Annotated in this window: 16 protein-coding genes; 1 reads left to right on the forward strand and 15 read right to left on the reverse strand. The window is 57.1% G+C overall.

Features of this window, described 5'->3' with window-relative positions:
- Positions 1 to 128: 128 nt before the first annotated feature.
- The 9 genes from PYK22_RS17335 to PYK22_RS11395 form a co-directional block, all read right to left on the reverse strand.
- Positions 129 to 1,430 carry a glycosyltransferase gene (locus PYK22_RS17335; RefSeq protein ID WP_083437801.1) on the reverse strand — a complete coding sequence of 434 codons (1,302 nt, stop codon included), beginning with the start codon at positions 1,428 to 1,430 and terminating at the stop codon, positions 129 to 131.
- 119 nt (positions 1,431 to 1,549) lie between these two features.
- A complete protein-coding gene (locus PYK22_RS11360; RefSeq protein ID WP_060635592.1) occupies positions 1,550 to 2,554 on the reverse strand; it encodes a glycosyltransferase in 1,005 nt (334 codons plus the stop codon).
- Between the two features lie 218 nt (positions 2,555 to 2,772).
- Positions 2,773 to 3,576, reverse strand: coding sequence for a glycosyltransferase (locus tag PYK22_RS11365; protein WP_060635593.1), 804 nt, complete (start codon positions 3,574 to 3,576; stop codon positions 2,773 to 2,775).
- A 73-nt stretch (positions 3,577 to 3,649) separates the two neighbouring features.
- Positions 3,650 to 4,846, reverse strand: a complete 1,197-nt coding sequence (locus tag PYK22_RS11370) for an ABC transporter ATP-binding protein (protein WP_041977440.1) — start codon at positions 4,844 to 4,846, stop codon at positions 3,650 to 3,652.
- A 23-nt stretch (positions 4,847 to 4,869) separates the two neighbouring features.
- A complete protein-coding gene (locus tag PYK22_RS11375) occupies positions 4,870 to 5,721 on the reverse strand; it encodes an ABC transporter permease (RefSeq protein WP_041977442.1) in 852 nt (283 codons plus the stop codon).
- A 28-nt stretch (positions 5,722 to 5,749) separates the two neighbouring features.
- Positions 5,750 to 6,931 (reverse strand): glycosyltransferase family 4 protein, encoded by a 1,182-nt coding sequence (locus tag PYK22_RS11380; RefSeq protein WP_041977444.1) that lies wholly within the window; start codon positions 6,929 to 6,931, stop codon positions 5,750 to 5,752.
- A gap of 12 nt (positions 6,932 to 6,943) precedes the next feature.
- Positions 6,944 to 7,942, reverse strand: coding sequence for a glycosyltransferase family 2 protein (locus PYK22_RS16790; RefSeq protein WP_083437803.1), 999 nt, complete (start codon positions 7,940 to 7,942; stop codon positions 6,944 to 6,946).
- Between the two features lie 43 nt (positions 7,943 to 7,985).
- The gene (locus PYK22_RS11390; RefSeq protein ID WP_083437804.1) at positions 7,986 to 9,563 is read right to left on the reverse strand and encodes an O-antigen ligase family protein; all 1,578 of its coding nucleotides are present in this window, start codon (positions 9,561 to 9,563) and stop codon (positions 7,986 to 7,988) included.
- A gap of 156 nt (positions 9,564 to 9,719) precedes the next feature.
- A complete protein-coding gene (locus tag PYK22_RS11395; RefSeq protein WP_041977450.1) occupies positions 9,720 to 10,895 on the reverse strand; it encodes a hypothetical protein in 1,176 nt (391 codons plus the stop codon).
- A gap of 719 nt (positions 10,896 to 11,614) precedes the next feature.
- Between PYK22_RS11395 and PYK22_RS11400 the strand changes: the two genes are divergently transcribed.
- Entirely contained in the window at positions 11,615 to 11,953 is a 339-nt protein-coding gene (locus PYK22_RS11400; RefSeq protein WP_041977452.1) for an anti-sigma factor family protein, read from the forward strand.
- A gap of 67 nt (positions 11,954 to 12,020) precedes the next feature.
- On the opposite strand, the gene PYK22_RS11405 is transcribed toward PYK22_RS11400, so the two are convergent.
- The 6 genes from PYK22_RS11405 to PYK22_RS11430 form a co-directional block, all read right to left on the reverse strand.
- A complete protein-coding gene (locus tag PYK22_RS11405) occupies positions 12,021 to 13,838 on the reverse strand; it encodes an AMP-dependent synthetase/ligase (RefSeq protein WP_060635595.1) in 1,818 nt (605 codons plus the stop codon).
- A 288-nt stretch (positions 13,839 to 14,126) separates the two neighbouring features.
- On the reverse strand, positions 14,127 to 15,077 hold the full coding sequence (locus PYK22_RS11410) for a UDP-glucuronic acid decarboxylase family protein (RefSeq protein WP_041978773.1): 951 nt from the start codon (positions 15,075 to 15,077) through the stop codon (positions 14,127 to 14,129).
- 50 nt (positions 15,078 to 15,127) lie between these two features.
- Positions 15,128 to 16,678 (reverse strand): O-antigen ligase family protein, encoded by a 1,551-nt coding sequence (locus PYK22_RS11415; RefSeq protein WP_083437806.1) that lies wholly within the window; start codon positions 16,676 to 16,678, stop codon positions 15,128 to 15,130.
- On the reverse strand, positions 16,596 to 17,936 hold the full coding sequence (locus PYK22_RS11420) for a tetratricopeptide repeat protein (protein ID WP_041977457.1): 1,341 nt from the start codon (positions 17,934 to 17,936) through the stop codon (positions 16,596 to 16,598). Before PYK22_RS11420 ends, PYK22_RS11415 begins: the two co-directional genes overlap by 83 nt.
- Before the next feature lie 69 nt (positions 17,937 to 18,005).
- Positions 18,006 to 19,811 (reverse strand): hypothetical protein, encoded by a 1,806-nt coding sequence (locus tag PYK22_RS11425; protein WP_041978775.1) that lies wholly within the window; start codon positions 19,809 to 19,811, stop codon positions 18,006 to 18,008.
- Between the two features lie 21 nt (positions 19,812 to 19,832).
- Complete coding sequence (locus tag PYK22_RS11430; RefSeq protein ID WP_041977460.1) at positions 19,833 to 20,813, reverse strand: GDP-mannose 4,6-dehydratase; 981 nt, start codon at positions 20,811 to 20,813, stop codon at positions 19,833 to 19,835.
- Between the last annotated feature and the right edge of the window lie 9 nt (positions 20,814 to 20,822).

Consider the following 20,822-nt stretch of genomic DNA (forward strand, 5'->3'; position numbering starts at 1 on the left):
AATTTATCACTATCAATCACGCCTGTATCTATTACTCCGAGTTATATTTGATTGTTTCAAGCTTATCAGCTTAGATTCTTAAAATTCTTAACGTCGAAATCTCAGGATCGAAATTAGTGAACTAGCCCTCACCCCTTGTGAGGACAGGTTTTTAGTGCCGAGTTCGTCCGTATCCCGAAATATCTACTTAGACACCCTGCCAACGTTGAAGCAACGACAGCGCGACTTTGGTGAGTGACGTAGAAATCTCGCCCTTTCCTTGAAAGCTCATCGAGAATATTCGGGGAATGTAGCAATCGAGACAGCTGGGCGACAAATTGCTCAGCATCATCAGCAATTAAGAGATGCTCATTGGGTTGTAGCCCAGCAATACCGCGCGCCCCAATCGAGGTACTTAAAACCGGCAGGCCATAGGCAAAAGATTCGATAATTCTAGTGCGTAACCCAGCGGCATCAGTGGATGCAACGAGTTGCAAGTCACAAGCCTTGTAATATGGGGTAATATCTTCAACGAAACCAATGAAAGACACGTTCTTGTAAGCCGAGGCCAGAGCCAACACTCTTCTCGACCGCTCGTCATCATCTATTTTCCCTACTACATGCACCGCAATTCGATCTAACACTTGCGGAGGCAACAACGGGAACACGTTCTCGAAAAGAAACTCGAGCGAACGGTAGCTGGGCAAGTGGCTCAACCGACCCAAATGTAACAAGTGCAAGCGTCCATCTTGCATCCAATTACCTACCTTCCTGTCACCGCCGTCGCCCGGAATACTCATAGGAAGATACTCTACGCGGCAAGATGGAATTTCTGAACGTAAAAGGTCCCGGTCATAAGCTGAAATGCACAGTATCAATGGAGCACGTCTTGCCATCAAGCGTTCCGCCCGTTTAGAGAACCTCAACTCTCTCTTTTCAGCCACACTCAGGGGACGACGATCGATCTCGCAAGCGATTTTGGCAGTAGCTTTAACAACTGCCGAGGGTAAGTCGTGAAGACTCCAAACAACGCGCGCCCTCCTATAAACCCAAGGAATAATGTTGGCCAACGATTCGCCTTCGAACTGATGAATTGCCTCTGGATGCAATCTATATCGAGCGGCAAACTCGCGGGCGACAGTGTCATGATAAGGGAAATAGTGGCGCATAGCAGAGCGATACGGGAAACCTACTCTGAACATTAGCCGCCCAAGGAGCGAATACCTCCCGTTCTCTCTAGGTACACGAACCCAACTAATGGGGCGAAGATCATCGGAAGGTATGGATTCATCAGCAGCGCTAGCTATATGAATTAGTTCTACCTCAAAACCCAGATCTAAGTAAGCTTGTATATTCGAGTAGAAGCGAAGGCTGGCACCGCTCCCTTGTTTTTGCGGCATCGTCTCAAGATAAATAAACACCCGACGTGACGATTCAGTAACAGAACGCATGAGCAGCCACCTTTACAGACTGTGTATTAAGAACCGAACTGATGCTGTTTCAACACAGAACCACTAAAGCTACGTAGGGCTTCAAGGATCAAGACCTACTGAGACAAGATGTTAAGTGATTAACTATCAAGGTCATTCCTAGCTATCTCTTCGATTGATCCCTGATTACGAGATATCGTTGAGCTAGAGTACAAACTGTCTATGTCGCTTGGAATTCCAGCAATCAAGCAATAGATTTTCCGAAAAACGTGTTTAGGGATGCTTTGTGGATACCACCGCAGTAAAGCATACAAGCCTTGAGCTACTACCTTCCAATCATGCTTTCGCAAGCCGCATCTGATGCTGTTTACCACCCTCTCTCCATATATCTCTTTAGCACTTCTCCAACCAATACCAAACGCTTCTTTCAATCTTCTATCTTTTTGAACATATTTTTTCTGAGACTTCAGGGCAGCTAAAGCCCCTTGAAACATCAAGCTGGCTTTGGTACTCATACTTCCCTCATAAATACGATACTCTATAACATCCTGATGATGACATAAAATCGAAAACTGTCGTGCTATTCTTAGATACAACTCCCAATCTTCAACCGCGTGCTGGGACTCATTGAAAAAACCAACTTCATCTAACACTCCACGCCGAAACATCACCGCTCCTGGGGGATATATGTAACAACTCTGCAACAAGTGAAAGTAATGATCTTCCTCCGGACAGCGAGGTTTACTCTGCGGCGATATCTGCGATCCGTCTAGGGCCATCAATCTATGGTGCCCATAAACAAAAGCACACTCCGGATGTTTCAGCAAACACTCAAGATGGCTTTCAAGCGCATGGGGCAGCAGCCTATCGTCTGCGTCCAGAAAGACCAGATATTCGCCTTTGCTCTCTGCTATCCCGCGATTTCTCGCTCCGGACAAGCCGCGGTTCTCTTGTCTGACGCACTTCACCTCGGCGTATCTCGCAGCCACTTCCGAAGTATTGTCAGGCGATCCGTCGTCGATGACGATCGTCTCCACATTGCGGTACGTTTGACGGAGCACGCTTTCGATCGCTTCGCTTAGAAAATGAGCCTGCTTGTAGCAAGGGATGATGACCGAAACCAATGGATTTTCCTTATCGCTCATAGCAACTCTCCGAGGAGAAGATGATTTGCAATTCAGCAGTGCTGCCACTGAACTGCTGGTGTTTCTATACAGAGTTAGACAGAGTCATAGAAACTCTTCAAGTCATCGTCGCTTCTCTCGACGCCGAGAAGTATGCAACGACATTTGCGAAACACATGGCGAATGAATCCATGAGGATATAAACGAACCAGCGTCGGCAGATCTTTGCCGATCTGACGTCAATGCTCGTTTCTCCAAGCGCGTCTGATGTCGTTGACCAACTCCTCGCCATACAATTTGTGAAGTCGATCGTACCCGGCTTTGTAAGCTTTTCTTAAAGTTTCATCCTGTCTCACATACTTCCACTGATCGACCATAACCTTGTGTGCTTGAACAAACAACAGCGCCGTCTTCCGGCTGCTATTCATCCCATGAATTCTGTATTCGGCGACTATGTGATCGTGAAAGACCACCGGATATGAACGAGCGATGCGCAGATACATCTCCCAATCTTCCGCCGGGGCATAGCGTCCATCGAACAAGCCAACTAAATCGAAAACGCCTCGACGGTACATGGCCATAGCGGGCATGAAGATGCTGTTGCCTTTGAGCAAATATTCATAGGGTGTACCATCAAGACTTTTTCTAGTGTGGACCTCAAACACCTCGCCATTTTTGTTGATCATTCTAGCAAGTCCGGCGACGATCATGGCTTCTGGATGAGAGCCGAACTGCTTCAATCCGATCTCGACAGCATCCGGCAAAAGGCGATCATCTCCATCCAACAAAACGATGAATTCGCCGGAACAGGCGCGCACTCCGGTGTTTCTCGCTGCAGCGACGCCCTGGTTTTTCTGCTTGATGTACTTGATCCCGCTGAATCGGGCTGCCACCTCTTCTGATCCGTCAGTCGATCCATCATCTATCACAAAGATCTCCAGATTGCGGTGACTTTGCCCCAGCGCGCTCGCGATCGCTTCGCCGAGATACGGCGCTTGGTTATAGGTGGTGATAATGATGGAGACTTTCGAATCTTTAAACACCGCGATCTTTCTGCGAGCAGTTTTCTCGGGGCGCTTTTAAATGAGCGCGCCAAGAGCTACCTGCCGGATGCTTTCAAGACTCAGCGAATATCTTTCCAGTTACAGCTTCTTCCACTTTCTCCACGAAGCGCCATGTGTGAGGCAGGTAGAACCGTCCGCGGAAACTCTTTCCGGGATCAACACGAAACGTCGCGCAACGGAACTTCCAATCTTTGTCGAACGTCACATCTATAAAGTACATTCCGGGAGCAAGACCCAACTCCGGACAGTGGAATTCAACATACCCCTCACTCTGCTCCGCAAAGACGCTCCTATCGGTGAAAAGTTGGCTGGTTAGCTCCCCCTCAGGAGTGTAGAAGAAAACTTCAATCGAACTTTCGACGGGTTTGCAATAGACTCGGTATTTAACTTTGACGATCAAAGCATCTCCCGTTTGTAGTGAAGCAACGAGATCTCCTTTTTCGTTGTGAAAAGACACGGAGACGATTTCAGCTCCGCTTTTCTGAGCCCCCTTCTGCCCAGTCAATGCCACGAGATCGGCCGCTCTTCTTTGATATTCCGCAATCACCTCGCGCGGTTCACCTTCTGCGACCAAACGGCCCCGCTCCATCAACAGCACGCGATCGCACAACCTCTCGACCGCCGCCAAATCATGCGAGATGAAGACGATGGTTTTGCCGCTTTCGCGCAGTTCGCGCACGCGCTGTAAACACTTCGCTTGAAAGCTCGCGTCTCCGACGGCGAGCACTTCGTCGAGAAGCAGCACGTCCGCATCCAAGTGCGCGGCGATGGCAAATCCCAATCGCACATACATCCCGGAAGAGTAGCGTTTGACGGGAGTATCGATGAACTCCCGCACGCCAGCGAACTCGATGATTTGATCGAGCTTGGCTTCGATCTCGCGCCGCTTCATCCCCAAGATCGAACCGCTCAAGAAGATGTTCTCGCGCCCGGTGAGTTCCGGATGGAACCCCGAGCCGACTTCGATCAGAGCGGCCAATCGCCCGTTGATCGTGATCTCGCCTGAAGTCGGCGTCGTTATATTAGATAGAAGCTTCAATATGGTGCTCTTTCCAGCGCCGTTATGCCCGATGATGCCGAGCGCCTCGCCGCGCTTGACTTCGAAAGAGACGTCGCGCAGCGCCCAGAAGTCTTCCGACCGCGTGCGTAACCGGTTCCACGCCCGAACGAGCGGGTTACGCGAAACCGTGCCGTCTTCGTGGCGTATGCGGTAACGCTTGGATACCTTATCGAAACGAAGATCTATCATCCCCTCACCGACCGATACGGAGATTAAACCACATCAGCCAAAGTCGCTTCCAAACGTTTGAAGAAAACGTAGGCCACGGGAAGCAACGCGAAAGAGACCAAAGCTGCCACGATCAAGGCGTAAAGATCAGGCGCCGCGCCTTGAAGGACAACGCGCCGGAAGTTCTCGACGATCCCGGCCATCGGATTCAAAACGTAAAAGGGATACAACCTTGCTGGCACAGCGCTCAGCGGATAGACGACGGGCGAAGCGAAGAGCCACAGTTGCATCAGAAGCGGCATCGCCATGCCGATGTCGCGAAAGTAGACTTGAAGCGCCGAGAGCACCAGCGTCACGCCGAGCATGAAGACGGTCAGCACAGCAACGATGGGCACGACCCAAAGGATCAACAGGGTCGGCACGATCCCGTAGTAGATCATCATCACCGCCAGCACGCTCGCTCCAACCGTCAGGTCGAAGAGCGAAGCGACGACATAGGTCGCTGGCAAAATCTCGCGCGGGAAATAGACCTTTGTCACAAGGTGCGAGTGACTGACGAGCGAGTTAGTGCCGCTCGTCAACGCGTTCGAAAAACTGGTCCACGGAAGCAGCGCGGCGTAAGCGAAGACGGCATAGGGCATCCCTTCGCTTGGCATGCGCGTGACGATCGAGAAGATCAGCGTGTAGATCAACATCAAGGTGAACGGTTGCACGATGGCCCAGGCGAAGCCGAGCATGGACTGTTTGTAACGCACCTTCACCCGATGCGCGCTCAGCGTGTAGAACAGATCCCGGTATTCGACGAGCGCGCGGACGCTTTGCCACAAGCCGCGCCACGAAAGCGACGGCGCGCGGATGACCTTGATGCGTCGTTTATCCTCGGCCAATTCAAGCATTCGACAGACCCCTCTTCCCTGAAAGCCTCTACGCTCTCTTCAACTCAACGCCGCACTCGCAAGAGCCCCTAGCTGAATCTTTCAAGCCCAACGCCCGGCTGTAAACGGCGATCATATCACGAGCGAAGCGGTCTTTGCTCCATCTCTCCCTCACTTCGCGCTGCGCTGCCGCTCCCATCCGCTGCCGGCGGCCATCGTCACGCAAAAGATCGAGCATCTGCTCTGCAAACGTTTCAGCGTCGCCGTGAGCGTGCAACAAGCCTGTCACGCCATCCTTGACGATCTCCGGCAAACCGCCGACGGCAGTTGCGATCACAGGCTTGCCATGCGCCATGGCTTCCAGCACGACGAGCGGGAGCCCTTCACCGTGTGTGGAAAGGACGAAAAGGTCCATCGCGGCCAACAAGCGAGCAACGTCGCGGCGGAAACCGGTGAAGATGAACGCGCCATCGAGCCCCTGTTCGCTCAGCATCTTTTTGACCAACGCATAGTGCGCGCGATAAGCAGGCAGGCTCTCATGATCCCCGACGATCAAAAATGTGACTTTGCCGTATTCGGCGATGACCTTGACTGCGGCTTTCGCAAGAGTTGAGAAGTCTTTCGCCGGCGCGACGCGCGACACCATACCGATGATCTTGTGATCGTCTGGAATACCAAACTCGCGCTTGACTTCGTCCGCTCGCGCGTCCGCGCGTGCGCAGTCTATGCCGTCATAGACGACCGTGCCGCGTCGTTCATCGACCTTGTGAGCGAATCTTCGCCACGTATCCCTTGAGACGAAGATAAAGCTGTCGATGGGCCACAGGAAGCTGCGATCACGCCACGACAACTCGTCGAAAGCGCACCGAATATGGCACACAACGGGCAGCCAGGCCATCTTTCCGGCGAGCGCGGCGTAGTACGCGGCGAGCAGATCGGCGCAATGGACCAGATCGATCTTGCTTCTTCTGAACTCGCGTGCCAACTGCCACGAGTAACGAAGGAAAGGCCAAGCGCGTCGGTAGCTGTGCTCGACAGGGTGGTAGGAGACCGTCTCGAATCCGGCGGTGGCGAACATCTCGTGCACGGGCGACTTCTCGCCGGGGCAAAAAGCTACGCTCTCGAAACCGTACGGGCGCACCGCTTCGGCGATGCGCAGCGTAGCCTGCTCCGTGCCGCCGACGGTCGGCCAAGGCATGATGTGCGCCACTCTGTAGTTTCGCTCCCGCATGGGTCGATAAATTCATGCATCTGCGAACCGCGGCATGAGCCGCTGACGCGCCCTGTACAGGACATGGAGCAAGCGTGGCGCGAGCCTCAACCCGGCGAGCACGCAGGAGAGTTTTCGGCTGCGGTAGAAAGCGTTGGCCCTCTCTATCTCCGCCGCCGCTGTCTGATAGTCGCCGCTGGCAAAGGCCCTTTTGCCGCGCTCAAGCGCGACCGTCGCCGCACAACGTTCGAGTTGCGCATCGATCAGACGGCTGAGGCGCTCGTCGGGATTCAGGATCACCTTCAGCTTGCGATAGACGTTCGCTTGCCCTTCGAACAAGCGCGTCGAATCGTAAGCCAAACTCACTCGATGTATGCGGTGCCGCGCAAGCTGGCGGCGCGTGTACTTTATTCGTCCCCCACGGCGCGCGACGCGCACCCATAGATCGAAATCCTCCGAATGATAGAACTGCGGATCGAAAGCCCCGGCCTTGACGAGCGCGCTCTTTCTGGCAAGGATGCCGGAAGTGACGAGCACGCTCTCGACGCCGAGCAAGCTTTCGAGCGTCACGGGTTCGCGCGTCGGCACCCTTTCGAAGAACGTCTTACCGGCAAGCGGCGAGTCGCCGAAAAGAAGCGCGTCGGCGCAGACGATGTCGAGCGCCGGATCGAGCATGAGCGCTTCCGTCTGCACGTCGAGGAACTCCGGCTCCCACGCGTCATCTCCATCAAGGAAGCCGACATACTCGCCGCGCGCGTGATTTAATCCGGTGTTGCGCGCTCCGCCGGGACCGCCGTTCTTCGCGTGTTTGATGTAAACGACGCGCTCGATGCAAGGTTCGATCGCCCGTTCCAGCTCCGGCGTATCGGGCGACGCATCGTTTATCACGATCGTCTCATAGTCGCCGAATGTTTGCGCGAAAACGGAAGCGAGCGCTTCTTGAATGTACGGAGCGACGTTGTAGGCCGGGATGATGACGCTCACGAGCGGATCGGCCTTGACCAATGCTCCCTTGTGAACGGACGTGATCAACTCTGTCCCCCCCTTTTTGCAACCGAGGGTCTATTTTGAATATTCAATTGCTCGCTTCGCTTTTCTTTACTGCACTATCCTGTGCCTCTTGTGAGATAATATAGATGCGGCGCAAAGCGATAGAATAACCTATTATGTAGTATATATACCATTGATAGGCAACCGAACCGAAAAAACTACTGACCATGTACGCAATAATACTAGCTTGCAATCCAACAGTTAGGTGGTAGAAGCATGAGGTGCGTCGGTCCGCAAAAGTCCTCTGTTCTATCTGCCACAGCTTTTTGAGTGGTGCCACAATGAAGCCAATGTACAGAATGAGGGCTGGGAAACCAAGCTCAGCAGCGACTTGCGTATAAGCGTTGTGGCTCACTAATTCATGGGAAGATACGATATGAAAGTTTTCCATTCCGACGCCGAATATTGGATTATGCAATGCGACAAAGAGCGAACGCCAAAGAAGATCCCTACGAGCAATGGATGAACCGACTGGATCAAGTTCAGGGATGAAGATTGAAAGCAATCTGAGACCGTAATTGCCCGGCGCAAAGATCAGAAAGAGCAGTAAGACCAACAGGGCAACGGCCATCACGCTGAAGCGTTGGCGTCGTCCGAGCTTCCACATCAAGACCAAAAAAGAGACGACAAATCCTAAAAAGGCGCCGCGCGAGTAGGTGACGACCATCGCCATCGTCATCAACGCGGCGCACGCGGCATAGAGGATTTTGCGGACGGGGTTGCGCGTACCGAAAAAGAGCGCGACGGCAATAGGGATCATCATCACCAGATGAAGCGCCATGTCGTTGGGGTTGCCGAACATGCCGCCGAGCGCGCCTTTCACACGGAAACCGTTCACCGTCAAATTCCCGCTCTGAAAATCGCTGATCGCACGGTAGCTCAAAAAGACGCCGACGCCGAGCGATAACCACATCAAACCTTTGAGCCGCCGTTCGGTGCGCACCACGTTGACCAGCACGATGAACATCAGGACGACTTTGATGAAGGAGTCGCTGAAGGCCGCCCAAGCCTCGCCCGGATTGATGGCCAGTGGCATCCCCAGAAGCGCCCACAGGCAGAAGAGGAGCAAAAAGTTGACTTCGCGCGGGCGCGCCGTCAGATTCCCTTCGAGCGCGAATTGCGTCGGGATGAAGACGACCAGCGTGAAGGCGGCGAGCCAGAAGGCGAGCGAAGTCAGCGACGAAAACGCTGGGATCCACTCATAGGGGCGAAAATAGAGAACGGCGGTGAAAAGAAATAGCCCAATGTAACTGATCGCATGGCCGCGCCGCGCCAACCATGGTTCGCCCTTGCCGATCTCCTCGGAACTCTTCCCGCGATCTGCAACCTCCAGAGAAGGGTGAGCCTCAATTTTCGACCCGCTTTCGGCAGATGCTGCGCCCGACTCCGAATGCGAAAAAGGGAGAGTTTCCCCTCCCAGCTCATCTTGCGCTTTTAGTGATCGAGGCGGCCTGATCGCCTCATCGTCGCCACCCGCCCGCGAGAGATCCTTTCCCGCTGGCGTGATCGTCTCGTAATCAAGCACCGGACCGAATTGATCTTCGCCCCTGTTCATTTCAGCTTCCGCGCTGCACGGTGTCCAGATCCGTACCGACGCAGCCATCTTCCTTCACGCGCCTCCATGCGCCCAACCTCTATCCTCATCCCCTCGACGCAGTTACCCCTTCGCCTCGCGCATCACGCTCGAAACGAGCGAAGGCGGGATCTGGATTGAAGGCGCTTTTCTGGCCTTCAGCTAAAACGGCCTATGCCACCCCTCTCAGACGGCGACGCTCTCCTCGTCATAGACGATGGCCCGCACCCTCTCGCGCAAGGCGATCTCGAATTGGCGCGCCTCTTCGACTTCGGTAAAAGCTAGGGCGCGCAACTGCTGTTCTATGCGCCGCCGATAATCCGAAACGAGCGAATCGGAGACGCCCAAACGCGCCGCCGCCTCAAGTTGCGTGATATGTTCCGGGCTCAAGTAGCAGTACCACAAAACGCCAAGAATGCGATTGTACTGTTTGCTCTTGCCGCGCACGGCTTCGTACAACCCCTGAAGGAAACGATCGACACAACGGGCCGCTTCTCGCTCAGCCTCGCGACGCAACAGTCCCTGCTCAGGGTTATCGCGCCCATCCACCGGCTCGAAAGGACGCCCGCCATCCTCCACCTCATCGCTCCCGAGCGGGACCAAGTAGATGTCCATGACGGGCAGACGCGACATGACGAGACTGCGCAAGGTTCGAACATCGACCGGAGAATCGACCGCTTCGAGGACAGAAACGATCAGATCTTCCAGATCCGAGTTGCTGATGATGATCTGCGCGTCTCCCGTACACCCGACCATGCGCGTATCGCGTTGGCGCACTGGGACCATCTGCACGCGCTGCTCCAACTCATGCGTCGGACGGCGCGCTTTACTATCGGGCCATTCGCGCAACCCGTAGACGCGATCGCCCAATCGACGATAGGGGTCATCGGAGCCTGCCCCATCGAATCGGCGGAAATTCGGACTCGACTGGATGATGGTCGAAATCCGCCGCGCCAAGCGGTAAGATTCCGGATGTCGTTTGCGCAATTCCGCGGTCAATATATTGGTCAGTTCGATCTGCCCGATCTCACACTCGATCTCCGCATCGCTCATCCCGGTGTCGAGATAGTGCTGAAAACGACCTTTGCTCAATAAGGCGACGAAGAGCTCTTGTGTTAAATCCGTATAAGCGCTGGCGCGTCCCTCACCTTCCGTAAGCAGACCGGCGCTTTGCGAAGCTCTGACTAGCGGATGCTGACAAACGATGCGATGCAACTCGGTCCATAATCGCCCGACATCGGAACGGGTCAGCCAGTCGCGCCATTGGCCCGGCTGACGCGCCCCACCCTCCCCTGCGCTGTACTTGTTGCTGGTCGCAGAGTGCTCTGAATGGTCGTTGTGCTCGGCAGATATGACAACCATATTTGACGATGAAATCCCTTGAAGGCTCAGCTAGGCATGATCTATACGAACAGCGACGTGCAAGCTGGATTTAGGTCAAAGCCTTGTGAGAGGTTCTCGCCGAGGGTTCGGGGTCCTCGCGCCTCCAAAAACCTTTGAACAGCAGCAAACATCGAGAGCGATCCTCGTCGTTAGCCGCCTTCCATATCTCGCGCCTTCACACCAAATCCTTTATTAAAGATTTTCAACGAAGCACCGCTCTAGGTAGGGTCTCGTCTGGCTAGAGCGATACCTGTCTGATGTTCCGAGGAGAGCGGCGTTTGACGGAACTCTTCGCTTTCAAGCCCCGCTATCTCCGCTCAAGGTCCGCGCCCAACAGCCGCAAAGGGGAAAGGGAGCGACTCACTAACTGGGGAGCCGAAAGGGCGCGGGCCCCCACGACGCGAAAGATGTTACCAATAAATCCCCAAATGAGCAACATTTTTTTACACCAATCGCGCCGAGAGAGTTGACTGGGGGCGAAATGGACCAGCGTTCCGCTATTTTCGCCCGAGATTATGGAAATGGGTGCGCATTAGTTTTTTCTATCTGTTGGCGGAACGAAGCGCGTCTATTGTGCTCGCGGCTAACACTTGTCTGTCCCCCTTAGCTACAGCCACACAGGCGGCGCGTGGTTTGGGTTCTGCCTTTAAGGCCTGCGTCTTGCGACCTATTAAAGAGTCCTCGGGGAGAGACTAAAGATGCGCCCTTTTAAAACGGCGGCGTTTTGCAAACAACGGACGTGCCCTTCTACGGATGCTCTGCTCTCATACATAAATGATGCGCTCTCTCCGGAAGAGGGGGCGGAAATCGCTAAGCACGTATCGACCTGCGATTTTTGCGGCGCGGAACTACACCTTTTGAAGCGCTTCCCCCCAAAATCGAGAACCGCTGCCGATAATTGTCAGCAGAATCCGATCCCTCTCTATCTGCGCATCTATGCTGAGCGGCAACTGCGACCGGAAGCGGAGCTAGTGGTGAGTCGATCTCACTTGCTCGAATTTTCCGAGCATGATTCGCTGATCCTCCTAGAGACGTGAGCGCCTCGGGGCGAAAGCAGGGGCTTCCTGATCGGGATGGCCACCGGAGCCATGAGATTATCACGCATCAACGATCTTTCTCTTCGTTATATAGCCTATCGATCAAATGGGCGTAACGCTCTTCTATCACTCGCCTTCTGAGTTTGAGCGTCGGCGTCAGCTCGCCGCCCTCGATCGAAAACTCTTCCGGCACGATCGCGGCGCGACGAACCCTCTCATGCTCGTTCAATTCAGCCGTCCATCGCGCGATCTCGCGCTGTAAGATGCGCCGCGCGACGGGATCGCCGCTCCATTCCGCGGGCGAGTTCGGCGGGACGGCCCGTTCTCCCGCCATCGCCTCGGCCAACGCTTCCCAATCTGGCACAACGAGCGCCACGGGGAATTTCCTTCCAGCGCCGACCACTGCCACTTGATTGACGAGCGCGCTTCGTTTGATCATGCTCTCGACGAGCTGCGGCGCGACATACTTCCCATTCGAGAGTTTGAACAACTCCTTCTTCCGATCGGTGATGTAAAGATGGCCGCGCTCATCCATATGCCCGACGTCGCCCGTCCGGAACCAGCCGTCTGCGGTGAACATCGCGCGCGTCTCTTCGGGAAGGTTGTAGTAACCGCGCATCACGCTCGGACTTCGGACCAGGATCTCGCCGTCTTCGGCGATGCGCACCTCGACGCCCGGGAAGGGCAAGCCGACCGATCCGATGCAGTTATCTTCCGGCCTGTTAGCCGAGACGATGCACGTTTCGGTCATCCCATAACCTTGCAGGATCGGGATGCCGGCGGCGAGAAACGCGCGCGATAGCGACGGCGCAAGCGGCGCACCGCCCGAGACGAAATAGCGCAGGCGACCGCCGACGCCAGCGCGCCATTTGGAGAAGACCAGCCGATCGGCGAGCGCGTGTTCCAAGCGAAGCGACGCCGGAACGTTCTTTTCGTCGCGATCCAGAGCCTCAGCGTAACGCTGGCCCACTTCAAGCGCCCAGGAGAAGATCCTCCGCCGCAAGGCGCTTCCCTGCATCCCGCGCTTGACGATGCGATGATAGACCTTCTCGAAGAGGCGCGGCACGGCGGTCATCACAGTGGGGCGCACCTCGGCCAAGAACTCACCTACCTGATCGAACGAAGCGGCGTAATGGACGGCAACGCCGTTCCAGCAGAAGACGTAAAAGACCGTGCGTTCGAAGATGTGCGAAAGCGGCAGGACGGAGATGGCGACGTCTTTCGCTGTGATCGGAAGTGCGCTCGAGATCGAAAGGACGTTGGCGACGAAGTTCCCGTGGCTGAGCATCACGCCTTTGGGTTCGCCGGTCGTCCCCGAAGTGTAGATGATCGTCGCCAGATCATCGGGCTCCACTTCGCCGACGAAAAGATCGAACCGCGCCGGATCGCGCCGGTCCATCTCTTCGCCGCGCTTTTCGAGCGCGGCGAGCGATAGAGCATCTTCATCCGCCTCCGCATCGAAGATGCTGATCCGTTCGAGCGATTCGATCCCCTCCAAAGCTTGGCGCGCACGCCGCAACAGACGCGCATTCGAGACGAAAAGGACGCGCGCCGCCGAATCCTGCAAGATGAAGCGGATCTGATCGGGCGTCTGCGTCGTGTAGAGCGGGACGTTGACGGCCCCCAAACTCAGGATGGCGAGATCGACGATGGACCATTCGGGGCGATTCTCCGAAAGGAGCGCGATGCGGTCGCCTTTGCGTACTCCGAGCTCGGCGAGTCCGAGCGCGATCGAACGCACGCGACGCGCGAACTCGCGAGCCGAAACGCGCCGCCAGCGCCCGCCCTGCTTGTAGTTGACGGCGTCGGCTCGATTGTGCCTGCCGAGCGCCGTCAGACACAATTGCGGCAGAGTCCGCGGCCTCTCTTCCGCTTGGGCTTTCACGATTTGCGCCCCCTTCGCGACTCGTTCAGCAGGATTAGGGCGAGCTTCCGCTTCATCCTACAATTAGCCGCGACCAAATGGGAAGCGCGAGGAGATCGATCTTGAACTTGAGGAAGGCGCGCCGCCCTCAGAGGTGAGATGATCGGCACATCCGCGGTCACATGGCGGCCTTATGGTCGCTCTCCGTCCTTGGACAGATGATGAACCGTTCGCCTTCCCAATCTTTCCGGATTCCGCTTCGGGAACGAGGAGGTGTGCGGCACGGCGCTGCGCGATTCGACGGGCGATTTACGCCCGTCTTTCGCGGTCGATGCGTTCGGCGAAATAGGCGATCGTCTTCTGCAAGCCTTCCCGAAGAGGCACGGTCGGCCTCCAACCGAGAAGCCGCTCCGCGCGCGTGATATCGGGGCGACGCTGTCGAGGATCGTCCTGCGGCAATGGGCAGTACCGGACGCGCACTTCGCGACCGCACAGGCGAGCCACTTCTTCGGCCAGCTCGCGGATGGTGAACTCGCCCGGATTGCCGAGGTTGACGGGAAGATGTATGTCTTCCGCTTCGGTGTTCATCAAACGGATTAAACCCTCGACGAGATCATCCACGTAGCAGAAAGAGCGCGTCTGCGCGCCCGAACCGTAAACGGTGAGCTCCTCGCCGCGCAGAGCCTGCACGATGAAGTTCGAGACGACGCGCCCATCGTTCTCCAACATGCGCGGGCCGTAGGTATTGAAGATTCGCGCGATGCGCGTATCGACCTTGTTCTGTCGATGGTAGTCCATCATCAACGTTTCGGCGACGCGCTTCCCTTCGTCGTAGCAACTACGGACTCCGATCGGATTGACATTTCCCCAGTAGTCTTCCGTCTGCGGGTGGACCTGCGGGTCGCCATAAACTTCCGAAGTCGAAGCCTGAAGGATGCGCGCTTTGACGCGCTTGGCCAGCCCGAGCATGTTGATCGTGCCCATCACGTTGGTCTTCACCGTTTTGACCGGATTGTATTGGTAGTGCACGGGCGAGGCGGGGCAGGCTAAGTTGTAGATCTGATCGACTTCGAGCAGAATCGGCTGGACCACGTCGTGCCGAATCACTTCGAAGCGCGGGTTACTCATCAAGTGATAGATGTTCTCCTTGCGCCCGGTGAAGAAGTTATCAAGACAGATGACCTCATGACCTTCGTTGAGCAATCGTTCGCACAGATGCGAACCGATGAACCCCGCGCCGCCGGTGACGAGTATTCTCATTTTGCCTTCGCCTCTCTGATTTTGAAAGAGATGTTCGCCGTGGACCCATTTCAAACGCTCGCTGCCACCTCGCCCGATGATTCAATCGATCGCGCGTCGCTTTCAGCCTTTGCCTGTTCGAGCGCCTCCGCAGAACTCGAACGGCGTCGGCGGCGCCGCTTCTTCTTTTTGGGGGCCTCTTCGACGCGCCCGTTGACAGTAGCCAGCGCCGCCAGCAGCAGGAACAAGAGCGCGTTAGCCGTCGTGTGGAGCGTGAAATCGAAGAAGCTGTGGACCAGCACGGCGAAGCAACCGGTCATCGCGCCCGTCGCCACGGCGCGGCGGAAAGGATCGCGCGATTGTCGCCTGATGAAACCGAGCCGAAAGAGAGCGATGATGAAGACGAGGCCGAGCGCCGCGCCGACTATTCCGGCATCGGAGAGTATCTGCAGATAATCGTTGTGCGCCTGTTCGACGCGGAACTGACCGCCGCGCGTATCATACCGCGTGTAAGCGAGGCTGTAAGCGCCGAGCCCCGCGCCGAGCAACGGATGATCGCGGATGATTTCGAGCGTGACGCTCCAGAAATGGGCGCGCCCCGTGGTCGGATCCTGCGAATTGACCGTTCCGAAGAAACGGCTCAAAGACTCTTCGCCGCCGTACAGGAGCGATCCGAAGACGATGGCGAGGAGCAGCGCGAAGGCCAGACCGAGCCTGATCGCGACGGGGCGCAAGCCGGATCGCTCTTCAGTCGCGTCGCCCTCCTTTCGCGCGCGGAACTCCGTCAACGAGATGAGGAAGACGATCTCGGCGACGAGGCTGACGAGCCCGCCGCGCGAATTGGTCATGATCAACGCGATCCCCATCAATCCGGCAGCGAATCCGTAAAGGAGCCTTCGGTCGGCTTCGACCGCGCCGCCGGCGAGCGCCAGCGCCAGCGGCAGAGCGAGCGCCAACTCCATATAACCGGCGAAATGGTGCCGGTTGATGAACGGTCCGAACGGGATCGCATCCTTCAATTCAGCGACCCAGAAGATCTTCCCCTGACTCGTGAACGCCTGCATCATGCTGAAGAGCGCGAGCAGGAAACCGAAGATCGTGATCGTGCGGACCATTAGCCGCAAACGGCGCGGGCTATCGACGAAGGCGAGCGTCGCGGCGAAGTAGATCGTCAGCGAAACTATCTGGATGATGGCGATGCGCGTCCAGAAAGGATCGAGCGAAAGCGTTTTGACCGGTTCGACCGACAGCGCGTCCGTCCCGATGGCCGCGCCGATCGGCAACAACTGGACCAGTCCGATCAAAGCCAAGCCGATGAGCGGCAGTTGCAGCGCGTTGCGACTTACGCGCAACCAGCCGGTCCGCCAAGCGTCAACGGCCCAGAAGAAGACGATCGCCGCCGCGCCCGCTTGAAAGAAGGCGAGCGACCAGGTGTGAACCGTGCCGTAGGCGAGGGTCGAAAGGACCATCGCCAGACAGATGATGAGGATGACGAAGCGGCTCGCGATCGTATGCGGCAGTTCGGCGACCAACTCCAGTTTAACCGGCGCTTCTGCCGCCACCGCTTCTTCTTTCGCCAGAGCCTCCGCTGTTGCCGATCTGTTCAAGGATGAACTTGTCATACCATATCTTCCCGAAAATCGGACACACGGCTGAAAAACATGGTTCGCGCACGATGCGCACGGTGACCGCTTCGGTCTGCGGCGCGGTGGTGAAATCGAGCGTCACGGGTTGCCATTCGTTCGTCCCGTCGGGCACGGGGGCTGATTCGGCGAGCACGCGATCGGGATTGCCCGCATCGACCACCTGGGTGACGAGCGTGCTCGCGCTCTTCAGAGCTTCGGTGCGGAAGAAGTAGGTCAGACGGTAGCGCGTCGCCGGTTCGACGACGATGAATTGCGAGACGCCGCGAAACTCGATCGTCTTCGGCGCGTTGAAAATGAGCCGGAGACTCCGCTCCCCGCTATAAGCGACGCGCGCGTCGAGGCGGATCTGCGGCTGCGAGGTTTGGGCCACCTGCCACCCGAAAAGGTCCGCGCCGTAAGTGGCGACATCTTCCTCGAAATCCCCGTTGAGCAATCTGCCCACCGCCGCCGGCGATTCGGGTTCGAGCGCGCGATGAATATCGAGCACGAGCCTAAAGCGCTTGGCTTCAAATGACGATCTGATCAGCGCTTCCCCGGCCTCGCGTTGGTCGCGTTTTTCGTCGGCGCTCAAACTATTCCATAGCTGCAAAGCATCATCGAGCCGCCGCAATCCCAGCAGATACTGGACCAGTTGCGCGCGCGCGCCAGCGGAGCTGCCGACCTTCGCGATCACCGTCGGGATATCGCCATCGTAAACGTGCCATGCGAGGTTGAAGATCTGCGGGCGCAAGGTCGGATCGGCTTCGCCAGCGACCTTCAACTGCTCGAACGCCTCGTCCGTCCGCCCCTGTCGCAGCAGGAGGTTCCCCAGCATCCAACGCGGTTGCGCGTAGTGAGGGGCGAGTTCAACCGCGCGTTTCAATGCCCGCTCGCCGCCCGAAGGATCGCCCGCTTGTTCGCGCGCGCGCCCAAGTTCCACCCACAGGCGATAATCGTGCGGCGAGAGCGCGACCGCTCGTTCGTAATCCTCAAGCGTTGCGGCGATCTCTTCGGTCGTGAGCGCTTCGCGCGAGCTTCGCACGGCGAGGCTGTAGTAAGGCTGCGGATCGAACGGCACGAGCCGCGCGGCGATGCGCGCCGTTTCCGAGTCGGGAGCGCGTTCGGCCATCGTGTGGCCGATGCACCAACGCGCGACGATCCACGCTGCCGCGAGCGCGCCCAAGCTCAGCAGGATGAGCGATGCGCGCCGCCACGCCGGCAACACGTTGATCAGAACGAGTCGATCGGAAGACATCTTCTCCGGTCCGTGGTTCGAGCTTGACGAATTATCCATCAACATGCCGCGCCGCTTCAAATGGGAAGCTCATTCATCATCATCGCTTATCTGTTCGATCTGAATCCGCAAGCGCTTCAACTTGACGCGCGCCTCTTCGCAATCGCGCTTGATTTGGCGCACGCGCTCCTCCGAGATCTTGCGACTCGAGATCAAAACCTCTTCGATCCCTCGCTCTTTGCAGATCGCCCCCAACATGCCGTTTCCACCGAAGACCGGAAGGCCGTGGATCACCTTCCCCTTCTTCAACGGATCGTCATCGACGAATCCGATCGGCGCGTAATTGAGTTCGGGGTTGTTGAGTATCTCGCGCAGAAGCAACTCGCCGGCATCGCCCGCGCCGTAGATCAACACGCGCCTTCCCTGACGCGCGCGCGGCGCCGGCAACAGGCGGCGGAAGAGGCGAAAGGTCAAACGGCTTCCGGCAAGCATCAAGAAGAGCAGCAGACCGTCGAGCGCAAAGACGGCGCGCGAGAATCCGGCGAAACGATAGACGCCGAGGATCGCCAGCACGCTCGCCACCGAACCGAGGATGACGGCCTTGGCGAAAACGACCAGATCATTCAAGCTCGTGTAGCGCCAGATGCCGCGATAGACGCCCATGACGAGAAGAGCGGCCATCTTGACGAAGACGATGATCGGCAGCGTCTGCAGAAAGAGGCGCCAAGCGCCGCTTCCCGTAAACGGCCCGAACATCATCGCGTAAGCGCTGTAATAAGCGAGGATGATGAGCAACAGATCGAGCAGCACCTCGAAGATGCGCCGCTTGTAAGAGAGATCGACGAGGAAGGCGAAGATGGCGCGTTCGCGCGCCGCCTTGATCTCCTCCTCGTCGTAAACTTGCACGCGCGCTAAATAGACGCCGAGCAGCGTGAGGATGACCGTAAAACCGAGCGTCACGGCGATGCTCACATCCAGCTTGAGATCGCGCGCAAGCAAGGCGAGCGTCCCGGACAAGGCGGCGAAACCGTAAAGCATCAGCACCGCGCGCCTTTCCGAAAGACCCAGCGCGACCAAGCGATGTGACGTGTGATCGCGCCCGCCCTGCGATGCCGCGCGTCCGAAGAGTTTGCGCACGATGGTCACCAGCGTCGTATCGAAGATCGGGATGAACAGGATCAGGATGGGAACGCCGAGCACGGCGAACAGACTGCGCGAACGCCCACCGGCAGCGCTCATCAACGCCGCGCTCGCCAGAAAGAAACCGATGAAAAGCGACCCGCAATCGCCCATGAAGATGGAGGCCGGATTGAAGTTGTAGACGAGGAATCCCAGCAGCACGGCGGCGAAGATCGCCAGCATCAGCGCCTCCGCCTGTTGCCCATTCGCATGAAAACTGGCCGCGAGGAAGATCGCGGCGATCGCCGCCACCCCAGCCGCCAACCCATCCATGTTATCGAGCAGATTGAGCGCGTTCGTGATCCCGATCAACCAGAAGATCGTGAGCGCCATGTTGATCGTCGCCGAACCGGTCCAGGGGAGTTGCAATCCATAGTAAACGACGAGCGTCGCGCCCATCACTTGCCCGATCAGCTTTTGATAGGGCTTGATGTGCAAGAAATCATCAACCAGGCCGACGGCGAACAGAAAGGCGCTCGCCGAGATCACGACCCATCCATAGGTCGTCGGCGGGACGAAGAGCGCGTAGGCGATGAGGACGCTCGCGAAGATCGCCACTCCGCCCAGCATCGCCGTCGGCTTCTTGTGCCATCGATCGGCCTTCGGCTGCGCGACGATGCCGCGATGGCGCGCGAAAGTCCGTACAGCGAGGGTGGCGGTCAACGCCAAACCGAAAGATATCGCGATCGCCGCGAAGAGATACGTTCCGGGGAACATATCCATTCCAACTGCCGCACGCTAATCGCCGTGCGCGGTTGTCCGTCCAGCATAGAAGTCGATCACCGTCTGCAATATCTCATCCAACGATTTCGTCGGACGAAAACCGACCAGAGCGTTGATCTTCGAGATGTCGGGCACGCGCCGCGGCATATCCTCAAACCCTTGCTCGTAAGCCTCATCGTATGGCACGAAGACGATCTCCGAAGGCGAGCCGGTTAGTTTGCGCACGCGCTCGGCCAGTTCCAAGATCGTCACCTCTTCGTTCGACCCGATGTTGAAGACTTCGCCGACCGCCTGTGGATGCTCCATCAAACGCATGAGCGCGCCGACGACGTCGCTCACGTGGCAAAAGCAGCGCGATTGACGCCCGTCGCCGTAAACGGTGATGGGGCGCCCGGCGAGCGCCTGTTTGACGAAGGTCGGGATGACCATGCCGTACTGGCCCGTTTGCCGCGGCCCGACCGTGTTGAAGAGCCGCACGATGATGGTCGGCAATCGCTTCTCGCGCCAATAGGCGAGCGCGAGGAACTCATCGATCGCTTTCGAACAGGCATAGCTCCATCGCCCTTTGGTCGTCGCCCCGAGGACCAGACACCCATCTTCGCGAAACGGCACGTCGGCGCTCAGGCCGTAGACTTCCGAGGTCGAAGCGATCAGCACCTTCTTCTTCTTCTTGTTCGCCTGGGCGAGCACGACCTCCGTCCCGTGCACGTTGGTTTCGATCGTGCGCACGGGACTTTCGACGATGAGACGGACGCCGACGGCGGCGGCGAGATGAAAGACGACATCGCACTGGTCCACCAGCTCGGCGACTATAGGTGCGTTGTGGACGCTATCGATCGTGTAATGGAAGCGCGGATGGGCCTTCAGATGCTTGATGTTCTCGATGCTGCCCGTGGACAGATCATCGATGATGTAGACTTCATCTCCGCGTTCGATATAAGCATCGGCAAGGTGCGATCCGATGAACCCTGCTCCTCCTGTGATCAAAACGCGCAAAGCTCAATG

This window comes from Pyrinomonas methylaliphatogenes (assembly GCF_000820845.2).
In the GTDB taxonomy this organism is placed as follows: domain Bacteria; phylum Acidobacteriota; class Blastocatellia; order Pyrinomonadales; family Pyrinomonadaceae; genus Pyrinomonas; species Pyrinomonas methylaliphatogenes.